This window comes from Prevotella sp. E13-27 (genome assembly GCF_023217965.1).
GTDB lineage: Bacteria > Bacteroidota > Bacteroidia > Bacteroidales > Bacteroidaceae > Prevotella.
In genome coordinates this window covers 1,682,222-1,695,493 of record NZ_JALPSC010000002.1, presented here as the reverse complement: position 1 = coordinate 1,695,493, position 13,272 = coordinate 1,682,222, and the positions used below count along the sequence as shown (strand labels likewise).

Genomic DNA, 13,272 nt, shown 5'->3' with positions numbered 1-13,272 from the left:
AAAACAAACATAGTGATACATGAATAAGAGTATTTTGATGCTGCTGAGCGTGATGCTGATATGCAGCTGTACAAGCAAACAGGAACAAGACGCTAAGGCTCCTATTAGAGTTAAAACAGAGGTGGCACAGATAGTCACGAGTAGCAACGGACAGACTTATGTGGGTATAGTGGAGGAACGTGAGGCTACTGCGGTGAGCTTTACGGGCATGGGCGTGGTGAAGCGCATGCTGGTGAGCGAAGGCCAGATGGTGAGCAAGGGTCAGCTGATAGCTGAGATTGATGACACGCAAGCACGCAACCTGTTGAGTGGTGCCGAGGCACAGATGGCACAGGCCAACGATGCCTTGGAGCGATTCAAGATGTTGCACGACAATGGATCGCTGCCCGAGGTGCAGTGGGTGGAGATACAGAGCAAGGTGGCACAGGCAAAGTCGCAACTGGAGGTGGCCAAGAAGAATCTGGCAGACTGTAAGCTTGTGGCTCCAGTGAGCGGAGTAATAGGCAAGCGTATGATAGGTGCTGGTGAGACAGCATTGCCATCACAGGCTGTGGTAAGCATCCTTGATATATCTTCAGTAAAGGTAAAGGTGTCTATTCCTGAGGCGGAAATAAGCGGAATTGGTGCAAACACCTCTTCTGTTATAAAGGTAGAGGCCATCAACGGCAGTTTCGCAGGCGGTAGGGTAGAGAAGGGCGTGCAGGCCGATGCACTCACGCACACCTATGATATAAGAATAAATGTTGCAAACGGCGAGCGGAAGCTGTTGCCAGGCATGGTGGCCAGCGTAAACCTCACCCCCATCCCTGGCCTCACCCCTAACCCCTCTCCAAAGGGCGAGGGGAACTTTAAGGGCGAGGGGAGTAGTTACCTTACACCCATTACAGCTGTTCAGCGAAAGGCCGATGGCAGTCTGTTCGTTTGGACAATCAGCAACGACAGCACGGCTCATCGCTCGATAGTTACTACTGGCGAGACTATGGGCAACCGCATTGTCATCACCGATGGCATAGGCGAGGGCGGACGCATAGTTACAGAGGGATATCAGAAACTGAGCGAAGGAACAAAGGTTGTTTTTTAAGTGAAGAGTGAAGAATTGCTACAAATGAATTGTTATGAGAAACTATAATTGGCTCCGATGGCCATTGGAGCATTACTCGATATCGTTGCTCATCGTGGGCATACTGTTTGTGATGGGCATCTTCGGTATGTGGGATATGCCGAAAGATGAGTTCCCACAGGCCACCATCCGTCAGGGTGTGGTAGTAGCAGTCTATCCTGGTGCCACCAGCGAGGAGGTGGAGCAGCAGGTGGCGCGTCCGCTGGAGCGCTATCTCTTCACCTTCAAGGAGGTGAAGCGCAACAAGACCACCACGCAGTCGCAGAACGGCATGTGTATAGTCATGGTGGAACTTAACGATGATGTGAACAATAAGGACGAGGTGTGGTCGAAGATAAAGCACGGCCTGAATCTCTTCAAACAACAGTTGCCCAGTGGAGTGTTGGCGCTTATCGCCAACGACGACTTCGGCAACACGTCGGCGCTGCTCATAGCCATTGAGAGTCCTGAGCGCAGCTACCGCGAGCTGAAAGGCTATACCGACCAGTTGGGCGATAGACTGCGCCGCATCCCCTCGGTGGCCAATGTCAAGGTGTTCGGCGAACAGAAAGAACAGATCTCGCTGTATATAGATCGTCAGCGCCTACAGGCCTACGGCATAGGACAGCAGATGCTCTTCACGCAGTTGCAGGCCCAGGGCCTGACCACCATGAGTGGCAGCATAAATACCGACCGTCAGCAGACTCCTATACATGTTGAGGCTACTGAGAACTCTGAGGAGGAGATTGCTAACCAGATAGTCTATAGCGACCCTGTGACGGGCAAGGTGGTGCGTGTTCGCGATGTGGCTCGTGTGGTGCGCGAATATGATACCTCTGGCGGATACATAGAGCAGGACGGTCATCGCTGCATATTGCTCTCGCTTGAGATGAATCCTGGAAATAACATTGTGCAGTATGGTAAGGATGTGGACCGTGTGCTCAACGATTATCGTGCAACAGAACTGCCCGATGACGTCACGCTGACCCGAATAGCCGACCAGCCTAAGGTGGTGAGTATGAGTGTCACAGACTTCCTGCGCGACCTGCTCATCTCAATGCTCATCATAATTCTTGTTATGATGGTGCTGTTCCCACTGAGAAGTGCCATCGTGGCAGCAATTACTGTTCCGCTGAGCACTTTTATATCAGTGGCTATAATGTATATGGTGGGCATTGAGCTCAACACTGTGACCTTGGCTGCGCTCATAGTAGTGCTGGGAATGGTGGTAGATAACTCTATCGTGGTCATAGACGGCTATCTGGAGTATTTGGGTAAGGGCTACGAACCTAAGCGCGCTGCCATCGACTCAGCCCGTCAGTATTTCATGCCGATGATGCTGGCCACGCTGTGTATCAGCGTCATCTTCTTCCCTCTGCTAATCACCATGAAGGGAGCCTTCCATGATGCTATTGAGGCTTTCCCATGGACTGTCACTATAAACCTGATGGTGTCGCTCTTCCTGGCTGTGATGGTCATACCGTTCCTTGAGGTGCTGATTATCAAACCCGATAAGGTGAAGACAGGAGGCAACGCCATCACTAAATGGGTGCAGCGCACCTACGACCATGTGCTCGACTTCACTTTCCGTCGCCCATGGCTTACCATCTGTGGAGGCATAGGTGTGATATTACTGTCGAGTGTGATTGTTACGACACTGAAGATACGTCAGTTCCCATATGCCGACCGCGACCAGTTTGCCGTGGAGATATTCCTTCCTGACGGCAAGGGACTGGCCGATGCGCGTGTGGTGGCAGATTCCGTGCGCCATGTTCTGGAACGTGACGAACAGGTGAAGTGCATCACCACTTTTATGGGCTGCTCGTCGCCACGTTTCATGGTGTGCTACGCGCCTCAGATGGCAGGCAAGAACTTTGCCCAACTCATTGTCAACACCACTTCGCAGGATGCTACGCTTGAACTGCTGGCACGCTATCAGCCCATGCTCAGCGAGGCTTTTCCTGAGGCCTACGTGCGCTTCAAGCGTCTCGACTATCTGATGGTGCCCGAACTGGAATATCGTTTCTATGGCGAAGACCTTGACTCGCTGCACGTGGTGGCAGAGCGACTGATGGACCGCATGCGCCAGATGCCCGAGCTGGAGTGGGTGCATACCGACTACATGCAGCCTTATCCAATAGTTAATGTGGCGCTCGATCCTGTGGCTTCTTCACAAATGGGCATCACTCGTGCCACAGCATCATTGGCTCTCAGCAGCGCTACTGGCGACCTGCGTGTAGGACAAGTGTGGTCTGGCGACTACGAGATGCCTATAGTGGTGAAAGACACAGCCAGCATGGACTTCTCGGAGGTAGAGAACCTAGGCATCGCCACACCCATGACGATGGTTGGCTCTAACCTCTCACCTATCGCCTCTCACCTCTCATCAAACACCACGGTGCCATTAAGACAGATTGCCAAGGTGCAACCCCAGTGGACGGAGAGCCGCATCATGCATCGTGGCGGTGAGCGCTGCATCACGGTTACGGCTCAGTTCGCTCAGGGTGTCTATGCTGCTCCTGTAGAGACGCGTGTGGCCGACATCATGCTTAACGAGATTGACTTGCCAGAAGGCGTCCGTGCTGAGGTGGGTGGCGAGATAGAGTACAACAAGGAGTCTATTCCTCAGATTGTCGGTGGCGTGGCCATCTCGATGATTATCGTGTTCTTCTTCCTGCTGTTCAACTTCAAGAAGTATGGCATCACGCTCGTCTGCATTGCTGCCCTCGGACTCATGATTCCTGGTGCGCTGATAGGCCTCGGGCTGATGGACCGCATGCTCGGTCTGACCTCCATCATGGGTGTCATCACGCTCATGGGTATGATCATGCGTAACGAGATACTCATCTTCGAGCATGCAAACAATGTTTTAAGAGGTGAGAGGTTAGAGGTGAGAGGTGAGAGCAAAGTTGTGAAGCAGGCTGCTTATGAGGCTGGTAAGCGTCGCATGGTGCCTATCTTCCTCACCACAGCTACCACTGCCGTTGGTGTGGTGCCGATGATTATCGCCCAGTCCTCGTTCTGGATGCCCGTGGGTGTCACCATCTTCGCAGGTGGCATCGGCTCGCTCATCATGGTAGTCACCATGCTGCCAGTAATTTATTGGAAAGTGAAGGCCCACCCCAACCCCCTCACGAGGGGAGGGGCTGAAGATAGTCAAAACCCAAAACTTTAATAAAACGATGAAGATTCTATTTATATTTTTCGCACTTCTGTCGGCATTGTCCGTGCAAGCCCAAGTAACCAATCACCCCTCCCTTGGGGCGCTCGGCGCTTGCGACGCTTTGCTTGCAAAGAATGGGATGGGGGCGGGCCTTACCCTTGATCAGCTCAAGGACTCTGCCCTCCATAACAACATCGCCATCCGCTCTGCCCAGCATGGCATCGAGGCTGCTCAGCAACAGCGTAAGGAGACTTTTACCAAGTTCTTTCCCAACATCAGTGGCACTGGCCTCTGGTTTAATGCCAACAAGGGAATGGCGCAAACCACCATCAATCCTTCAGAGAGCATCTCGCCTGAGTTGGGAGCCAGTCTGGCGAAAATGCTTCCCGTTGAGGCTCTTGCTGCCTTGAGTAGTCCCATCAGCATCTCGATGATGAAGAATGGTACCATTGGCTCGCTCATGGCTGTTCAGCCCGTGTTCGTTGGCGGACAGATTGTCAACGGAAACAAGCTGGCCAAGGTTGGCGAGGATGTGAGCCGTCTGCAGTTGCAGTTGTCAGAAAACGAGGTGGAAAGAACAGCCGAGCAATACTTCTGGCAGTTGGCATCGCTGCAGGAGAAGATGAAGACCATCGATGCTGTTGATACGCTTCTCAGTGGTATCCATAAAGATGTTGAAGTGGCTGTGCGTGCAGGCTTGGCAATGCGCAACGACCTTTTGCAGGTACAACTGCGCCAGAACGGCATAGAGAGTCAGCGCCTTAAGCTTCAGAACGGCATCTCCATCGTGCGCCTTCTGTTGTCGCAATACTGTGGACTTCGTGACACATCGTTTGCTATAAGTTATCAGACAAGTGTTGCTTCGCCAATGGTTAGCAAGCAAGACCACCAGCAGGCACTATCGGGAACAGCTGAATACCAGTTGCTTGACAAACAGGTAGAAGCCACACGCCTTCAGAAGAGAATGGCCGTTGGCCAGAATCTGCCATCTGTTGCCATTGGTGCAGGATATAACTACCATAACCTTATGGATAAAGACCACACATTTGGTATGGTGTTTGCCACCGTGAGCGTTCCCATCTCCGACTGGTGGGGCGGCTCCCACGCCATCAAGCGCCGTAAGATAGAATACCAGAAGGCTCAGGAGCAGTTAGAGGATAATGCCAAGCTTCTGCAGATACGCATGCAGAACGCATGGAATGGGGTAGAGGAGTCCTACCAGCAATTGCAGCTAGCTCAGCGCAGCATTGAACAGGCTGAGGAAAATCTGCGTCTTAATCGTGACTACTATCGTGCAGGCACCTCGCGCATGTCTGACCTACTCGAAGCGCAGTTGCTCTATCAGCAGTCCTGTGACAAGCATACCGATGCCTTTGCCAACTATCAGAGCAAACTATTGGAATACAGACAAGCCATTGGGCAGTAATCGTTTGTGTTTAGCGTGCAGTAATATAATGTTGCATTTTTGCTTGTTTTTACCGAATAATAACTATCTTTGTGCACGAAATATTGATTAATTAAGATTTGAATATATGGCAAAGGTGTTGTTGATTAATGGTAGCCCCAGAGAAAACGGAAACACGTTTACTGCTCTTAGCGAGGTGGCAAAGACCCTGAACGAAGAAGGTGTTGATACTCAAATCATCAGCATCGGCAAAATGGCTGTGCAAGGTTGTATCGCCTGTGGTATGTGTGGACGTAGCGGTGCGCGGTGTACGTTCCGCGATGAATTATATAATAAAGTGTGGAGAGCTGTGAAGGATGGTATCGACGGACTGGTCATCGGCTCGCCAGTCTATTATGGTGGTCCTAATGGCTCGCTCTGTGCATTGCTCGACCGCGTGTTCTACTCTTTGGGAAACGAACTGAAGTTCAAGCCAGGTGCCAGCGTGGTAGCCTGTCGCAGAGGTGGCGCATCGGCATCCTTTGACCGCCTGAATAAATATTTCACTATTCTGAACATGCCTGTTGTCAGCTCGCAATACTGGAACATGGTGTATGGACAGACACCCGGTCAGGCTGCTCAGGATGAGGAAGGCATGCAGACCATGCGGACACTTGGGCGCAACATGGCATGGATGATTCGTAAGCTCAATGTCAGTGAAGAAGGACATCCTAAACAGGAGAGTCCACTGAGGACCAATTTCATCAGATGAATCTTGGATGCCTGCGTATCAGGCAGCTTAACGTTTGTCTTTGAAATAGAACTATTTGGCATAGCATGACTCTTCCCAAGTTCATAATAACAATGGATGGCTATTTCCGCCTCGGCATGGTCAATCAGCATAAAGACCTTCTGAAGCCTGGTGATTCGTGTTTAGGTGGTGGCTACTATCAATTTGATTATACCTCCAATCGTATAATCCTTGATCGCTCTTCCTATGACTTTGGCATACCTAAGTGGCATCTGCTGGAAGTCCTGAAGGTTCCTTCGGTCTATCGCGGCCTACGACTGGTTTATTTCTATGATGATAACCGTGAGTTTGATGTCAGTCATGAATTGCAAATCGAATATTATGACTGATTGAAAAACTTCGACTTAAGGTCAAAAAGTTTGTTGAGCCATTAATACCCAAGGTTTTCACCTACTAACACTACGATATGTCGGCCTTGAGGGGAGTTACGGAGGAAGTGGACGTAGTTACAGATAGACTGTGGCGAATTGCAATTATGGCACACACCATCCGTATGGCAAGGTGTCTTGATGTCGAAGCGGGCTGCATTGATGGGTGATGCCGTGCTGCGTGCTCTTGCAAGTGCAGCCTCTACATTTTGAGCCACTTTATTCATGCCGATAACGAAGATGACCTTCTTCGGTCCCCATGTGATGGCAGCCACACGGTTCCCATTGCCATCGATGTTCACAATGACTCCATCCTCAGAAATAGCATTAGCACTTGACAGATAGACATCTGAAGAGAAAGCCCTTAGATAAATAGCTTGTTTTTCTTCAGGCGTTTCTGCGAGGTCGCGGTCAAGCACCTCGAGTGTGCCACGGCATCTGAGATACTGCGGAATGCCCAGGTCGCGGATTGTCATTGTACCGCCCCATGTCACACTACTTCCGTCCTCGATGAGTTCAGAAACTTTCCTCACGCCCTCTCCTGCTGTCGCGCAATAGAAACCTTCTATATGACGACGCTTCAAGTTCTTGATAATCGATTGAGCCAACTGCTCATTTCTTTGTTCCTGTGGTGTCATTGTTATGCATAGCCTCCATATTACGTTTCATGGGTGCAAAGATATAAGGAGTTGTTGTGTCTTACAACTTTTTAGGTAATTATTTTATAGGAATAGCATATATACGAAAAAAGAGAGGTCTTAAACCTCTCTCTTGTGATTCCGGCGGGATTCAAACCCACAACCTTCTGATCCGTAGTCAGATGCTCTATTCAGTTGAGCTACGGAACCTCCGTTCCTGCGTTTTAAGTGTTGTTTCCTTAAAAGCGAGTGCAAAGGTAAGGACTTTTTTTGAACCCTCCAAATTTTTTCGCAACTTTTTTCGAAAAATCGTTCAAATACCATTTTATATTTGTATTTTTGCATCAATTATGAGAAAGAATCTTTGTTTTATCATATTTTTAGCCGCATTGTTGGTTGGGTGTGGTGAAAGCCAACAACGCTCAGAAGAGGAGACTGTAGTAAAAGATTCCGCTTCTGTCACAATAGATGTTGATTCTTTTGTGGTGGAGAAACTCGACTCGGCAGAATATGCTGAGCGAAAGAGCCGTTATGATGCAGAGCTTGACTACTATCTCAAACGTCATAACATGAGCGATGAGGGATATGACATCGTGAGCCGATATGCTGTTGAGCGTAACGCTATGCTCGCTTCATATGTGCCAAAAGGTAAGCTGAGCCCCTTCGGACTCTTTAATCGTGGCATAAACCGACGTCTGGGCTATTGTGTTACAAAGGACGGCGTGGGACGTATATATATATGTACGTGGGAGGGCGATTCTCTCGCCTCCGGTTTTCGTGTTGACAAGAACGGCTTACACGCAGGACAGTTTGATAGTAACCTGCAGGCAAGAGGACATGGATGCTATCTTGGCGTGGATGGCGTTTACTATGAGGGACACTGGGAGAATGATATGCGTGAGGGCTTTGGCTTTAGCGTCTCTGCGAAGAATCTTCAGGCAGGTACATGGAAGAAGAATCGTTTTCGTGGGGAGCGCATAATGCATACCAGCGATCGTATCTATGGTATAGACATATCGCGCTACCAGCATGAGAAAGGACGTCGTCGCTATGGCATCAGCTGGCCTCACCTGCGTGTGGTTCATCTTGGACGTCGTATTAATGACGCCTTGGCTGGTGATGTGAACTATCCGGTTCGCTTCGTGATAATAAAATCTACTCAAGGCACAACCATACGTAGCCAGTATTTCCATCAGGATTATGCTGCTGCTCATAAGCATGGCATACCTGTTGGCGCCTACCATTTCTTCTCTACCATAAGGTCGGGTAGGGCACAGGCCGACTACTTCCTGAAGAACACCACTTTCCGTCGTGGTGACCTTCCGCCAGTGCTTGACATAGAACCAACGAACAGTCAGGTGAAGAAGATGGGTGGCACGGAAGCTCTGCTGAAGGAAGTGAGGGCGTGGATTGCCATTGTGCAGAACAGACTCCGCGTGCGACCAATCCTTTATGTCAATCAGGGTTTCATTAATGATCACCTGTCAAAGGACCCCTATCTGATGGATAACTATCTTGTGTGGATAGCCCGCTATGGCGAGTATAAGCCTGGCGTTCACCTTGCCCTCTGGCAGCTCTCTGCCGATGCTTCAGTCAGCGGCATAGTGCCTAAGGTAGATGTCAACGTGTTCAATGGATATGAACCACAATGGCAGGAGTTTCTGGAGAAAGAGACGATAAAGTAGTGCTAGAATTTGAGAGATGAAAACAGAACTGATATTAGTAGGCAAGACGGTCAGTAAAGAGTTTCAGAAACTCGTAGCCGACTATAGTGAACGCGTGACTCATTACATGCCGTTCTCGATTACCGTTATTCCTGAGCTGAAAAATACAAAGAGTCTCACAGAGGAACAGCAGAAGACTGCTGAGGGTGAGCAGATACTTAGACTGTTGCAGCCTTCTGATACTGTTGTGCTGCTCGATGAACATGGACGTGAGCCTCGTAGCATTGAGCTGGCGCAGTGGCTTGAGAAAAAGCAGTCCATCGCGCGTCGTCTTGTCTTTATTATCGGTGGCCCCTATGGTTTTTCGCCTGCTGTCTATGCCCGTGCCAACGAGCAATTGTCGCTTTCGCGACTCACCTTCTCTCATCAGATGGTACGCACCATCTTCCTTGAGCAACTATATCGTGCTTGTACAATCATTAAGGGTGAGCCCTATCATCATGAGTGAGTCGCAATCGTTTGCTGATTAATATTAAGTTCTTACTAAATGCTAGTAGAGTTCTTACTAAACGCTAGTAGAGTTCTTACTAAACGCTAGTAGAGTTCTTATTAAACGCTGACGGTGTTTAGGCCAAAGATTATTCGCAAATGACTCTTGGTATTCTCCTTTTGTGTAAGACTTGTATAGTTAAATAAACGTAAAAGTATTAATTAATTACAATTCTGAGCGTTGATTGTTAATTAATAGTTGTACCTTTGCACCTCAATTTGCCCAAGTATGGGCGGGGGGAGCCTGGACAGGCGCAGACTCTCTTATTGTTTAACCAATAAAAAACAGATCTGGTAAACGTCTGTTCAGGTCTTAATGCTTCACTATATATAAATAAGGTGGGGCGAAACATTTTAATTAACATGTCAGAATTAACAAAGAACGTTCAGCCGTTGCAGGATTTCAACTGGGACGAGTTTGAAAACGGCACCGTAGCCAACGTAAGCAAGGAAGAACTTGACAAGGCCTACGACGAGACTCTCAACAAGGTGGCAGACCATCAGGTAGTTGACGGTAAGGTTATCTCTGTTGACAAGAAGGAAGTAGTGGTAAACATCGGCTACAAGAGCGATGGTATCATTCCTAGCAGCGAGTTCCGCTACAACCCCGACCTGAAGGTTGGTGACGTAGTAGAGGTTTACGTTGAGAGTGCTGAGGACAAGAAGGGTCAGCTGATCCTTTCTCACAAGAAGGCTCGCATGTCTAAGTCTTGGGATCGTGTCAACGAGGCTCTCGAGAGCCAGGCAATCATCCAGGGCTACATCAAGTGCCGCACTAAGGGTGGTATGATTGTTGATGTGTTTGGCATCGAGGCTTTCCTGCCCGGCTCACAGATCGACGTTCATCCCATACGCGACTACGACCAGTTCGTTGGCAAGACTATGGAGTTCAAAGTTGTTAAGATCAACCAGGAGTTCCGCAACGTGGTTGTTTCTCACAAGGCTCTCATCGAGCAGGAGCTCGAGGCTCAGAAGCAGGAGATTATCTCTAAGCTGGAGAAGGGTCAGATCCTTGAGGGTACTGTTAAGAACATCACCAGCTACGGCGTATTCGTTGACCTGGGCGGTGTTGACGGACTCATCCACATCACAGACCTCAGCTGGGGCCGCGTTGACGATCCTAAGAAGGTTGTTGAGCTCGACCAGAAGATCAATGTTGTTATCCTCGACTTCGATGAGGAGAAGAAGCGCATTGCTCTCGGCCTGAAGCAGCTCACTCCTCACCCATGGGATGCACTCGACCCAGACCTGAAGGTTGGTGACCACGTCAAGGGTAAGGTTGTTGTTATTGCCGACTACGGCGCATTCGTAGAGGTTCAGCCTGGTGTTGAGGGTCTGATCCACGTTTCAGAGATGTCATGGAGCCAGCACCTCCGTTCAGCTCAGGAGTTTCTGAAGGTTGGCGACGAGGTAGAGGCAGTTATCCTGACTCTCGACCGCGACGAGCGCAAGATGTCTCTCGGCATCAAGCAGCTGAAGGAAGATCCATGGGAGGCTATCGAGGTTAAGTATCCTGTTGGCTCAAAGCACACTGCAAAGGTTCGCAACTTCACCAACTTCGGTGTATTTGTAGAGCTCGAGGAGGGTGTTGACGGTCTGATCCATATCAGCGACCTCAGCTGGACTAAGAAGGTTAAGCATCCTTCAGAGTTTACAAAGGTTGGCGAGCCTATCGACGTTATCGTTCTCGATATCGACAAGGAGAACCGTCGTCTTAGTCTTGGCCACAAGCAGCTCGAGGAGAATCCTTGGGATGTATTCGAGGATACATACACCGTTGGCTCTGTTCACACAGGTAAGATCACAGAGATGCTCGAGAAGGGCGCTGTTGTTCAGCTCGACGAGAATGTAGAGGGTTTCGCTACTCCTAAGCACCTCGTTAAGGAAGACGGCTCACAGGCTCAGGCTGGTGAGGAGCTCCCATTCAAGGTTATCGAGTTCAACAAGGATTCTAAGCGCATCATCCTTTCTCACAGCCGCACCTTCGAGGATGCTCAGCGTGAGGAGAAGCGTGCTGCCAAGAAGACTGCTGCACCACGTGCCAAGAAGGAAGAGGCTGCTAAGATTGAGAACGTTGCAGCAAGCACCACACTCGGTGATATCGACGTTCTTGCTCAGCTGAAGGCTCAGATGGAGAAGGGTGAGTAAACACCCCTCTTCATTTCATCACTAAACAAGGTATTAAGAAGACAATGAATATTTCTTTTGAATGCGCCGATAAAATCAATGGCCTGATGACTATCACCATTGAGAAGGCCGACTATGAAGAGAAGGTAAACAAGACACTGAAGGACTATCGCAAGAAGGCTCAGGTGCCTGGCTTCCGTCCCGGCATGGTGCCCATGGGCCTCGTTAAGCGCCAGTATGGCACTGCCATAAAGGTTGACGAGGTTAACCGCCTGCTTGGTGAGAAGCTCTACGAGTATGTGCATGAGAATAAGATCCAGATGCTGGGCGAGCCCCTCCCCAACGAGGAGAAGCAGCAGCCTCAGGACTTCGAACAGGATGGTCCTCTGACCTTCGTATTCGACATTGCCGTTGCTCCAGAGTTCAAGGCAGAGCTTAGCAATAAGGACTCTATCGACTATTACAGCATTAAGGTTGACGACAAGCTCGTTGACGACCAGGTGAAGATGTACGCTTCACAGGCAGGTGAGTTCGTTGAGGCTCAGGAGTGGAGTGGCAACGACACACTGAAGGGTGACCTCCGTCAGCTCGACGAGAAAGGTAATACCCTTGAGGGTGGCATCGAGGTCGAGGGCGGCATGATTATGCCAGCTTATATCAAGGGCGAGGATGAGAAGAAGAAGTTCGAAGGCGCAAAGCTTGGCGACATCATCACCTTCAATCCTAAGAAGGCTTATCCTGAGAACGATGCTGAGGTAGCTGCAATGCTGAAGGTTGACAAGGAGCAGGTGAAAGATCTCACCAGCGACTTCAGCTTCCAGCTGACAGAGATCCGTCACTTCCAGCCAGCAGCTGTTGACGCAAAGCTCTTCGAGCGCGTGTTTGGCGAGGGTGTTAAGGATGAGGCTGACTTCCGCCAGCGCATCAGCGACACCATTAAGCCACAGCTTCAGGCAAACGGTGACTACAAGTTCATGCTCGACGTGCGTAAGTATATGGAGAAGAAGGTTGGTGAGCTCACCTTCCCAGAGGCTCTGCTGAAGCGCGTTATGCTGCAGAACAACAAGGACAAGGGTGCTGACTTCGTAGAGAAGAACTTCCGTGGCTCTATCGACGAACTGAAGTGGCACCTCATCAAGGAGCAGCTCGTAGTAGCAAACAACGTGAAGGTAGAAGAGGATGACCTGAAGCAGGTTGCCAAGGCTGCCATCCGTCAGCAGTTTGCACAGTACGGTATGACAAATGTTCCTGAGGATGTACTTGAGAACTATGCTGCTGAGCAGCTGAAGAAGCGCGAGAATGTTGATCAGTTCGTTGACCGTGCCGTTGATGCTAAGCTGACCGAGGCTCTTAAGAGCGTTGTGAAGCTGAACACCAAGGAGGTTACTCTCGACGAGTTCAACAAGCTCATGCAGGAGGCATAAGTCTGAACAGTTCTTTAGAAACTATGATAAGTCCCTGAATCGTTT

10 protein-coding genes and 1 tRNA gene are annotated in these 13,272 nt (G+C 49.8%); 9 read left to right on the top strand and 2 right to left on the bottom strand.

Features of this window, described 5'->3' with window-relative positions; translation table 11 throughout:
- Nucleotides 1-19 precede the first annotated feature (19 nt).
- The 5 genes from M1L52_RS16165 (at nucleotide 20) to M1L52_RS16145 (ending at nucleotide 6,786) form a co-directional block, all read left to right on the top strand.
- A complete protein-coding gene (locus M1L52_RS16165) occupies nucleotides 20-1,081 on the top strand; it encodes an efflux RND transporter periplasmic adaptor subunit (RefSeq protein ID WP_248616043.1) in 1,062 nt (353 codons plus the stop codon).
- A 34-nt stretch (nucleotides 1,082-1,115) separates the two neighbouring features.
- The gene (locus M1L52_RS16160) at nucleotides 1,116-4,274 is read left to right on the top strand and encodes an efflux RND transporter permease subunit (RefSeq protein WP_248616042.1); all 3,159 of its coding nucleotides are present in this window, start codon (nucleotides 1,116-1,118) and stop codon (nucleotides 4,272-4,274) included.
- 7 nt (nucleotides 4,275-4,281) lie between these two features.
- Nucleotides 4,282-5,688 carry a TolC family protein gene (locus M1L52_RS16155; RefSeq protein ID WP_248616041.1) on the top strand — a complete coding sequence of 469 codons (1,407 nt, stop codon included), beginning with the start codon at nucleotides 4,282-4,284 and terminating at the stop codon, nucleotides 5,686-5,688.
- 106 nt (nucleotides 5,689-5,794) lie between these two features.
- Nucleotides 5,795-6,418, top strand: coding sequence for a flavodoxin family protein (locus M1L52_RS16150; RefSeq protein WP_248616040.1), 624 nt, complete (start codon nucleotides 5,795-5,797; stop codon nucleotides 6,416-6,418).
- 92 nt (nucleotides 6,419-6,510) lie between these two features.
- Nucleotides 6,511-6,786 carry a hypothetical protein gene (locus M1L52_RS16145; RefSeq protein WP_248616039.1) on the top strand — a complete coding sequence of 92 codons (276 nt, stop codon included), beginning with the start codon at nucleotides 6,511-6,513 and terminating at the stop codon, nucleotides 6,784-6,786.
- A 41-nt stretch (nucleotides 6,787-6,827) separates the two neighbouring features.
- Here the strand turns inward: M1L52_RS16145 and M1L52_RS16140 are convergent, their stop codons facing one another.
- Both M1L52_RS16140 and M1L52_RS16135 read right to left on the bottom strand, forming a co-directional pair.
- The gene (locus M1L52_RS16140; RefSeq protein ID WP_248616038.1) at nucleotides 6,828-7,463 is read right to left on the bottom strand and encodes a lactate utilization protein; all 636 of its coding nucleotides are present in this window, start codon (nucleotides 7,461-7,463) and stop codon (nucleotides 6,828-6,830) included.
- A gap of 136 nt (nucleotides 7,464-7,599) precedes the next feature.
- Nucleotides 7,600-7,673: transfer RNA gene (locus M1L52_RS16135), tRNA-Arg, on the bottom strand.
- Between the two features lie 140 nt (nucleotides 7,674-7,813).
- Here M1L52_RS16135 and M1L52_RS16130 point away from each other — a divergent pair.
- The 4 genes from M1L52_RS16130 to tig all read left to right on the top strand — a co-directional run bounded on the left by M1L52_RS16130 (nucleotide 7,814) and on the right by tig (nucleotide 13,227).
- Nucleotides 7,814-9,148 carry a GH25 family lysozyme gene (locus M1L52_RS16130; protein ID WP_248616037.1) on the top strand — a complete coding sequence of 445 codons (1,335 nt, stop codon included), beginning with the start codon at nucleotides 7,814-7,816 and terminating at the stop codon, nucleotides 9,146-9,148.
- 16 nt (nucleotides 9,149-9,164) lie between these two features.
- Nucleotides 9,165-9,635 (top strand): 23S rRNA (pseudouridine(1915)-N(3))-methyltransferase RlmH, encoded by a 471-nt coding sequence (gene rlmH, locus M1L52_RS16125; RefSeq protein WP_248616036.1) that lies wholly within the window; start codon nucleotides 9,165-9,167, stop codon nucleotides 9,633-9,635.
- Nucleotides 9,636-10,039: 404 nt separating this feature from the next.
- Nucleotides 10,040-11,824, top strand: a complete 1,785-nt coding sequence (rpsA, locus tag M1L52_RS16120; protein ID WP_248616035.1) for a 30S ribosomal protein S1 — start codon at nucleotides 10,040-10,042, stop codon at nucleotides 11,822-11,824.
- A 44-nt stretch (nucleotides 11,825-11,868) separates the two neighbouring features.
- Nucleotides 11,869-13,227 carry a trigger factor gene (gene tig, locus M1L52_RS16115; protein ID WP_248616034.1) on the top strand — a complete coding sequence of 453 codons (1,359 nt, stop codon included), beginning with the start codon at nucleotides 11,869-11,871 and terminating at the stop codon, nucleotides 13,225-13,227.
- Nucleotides 13,228-13,272: the final 45 nt, after the last annotated feature.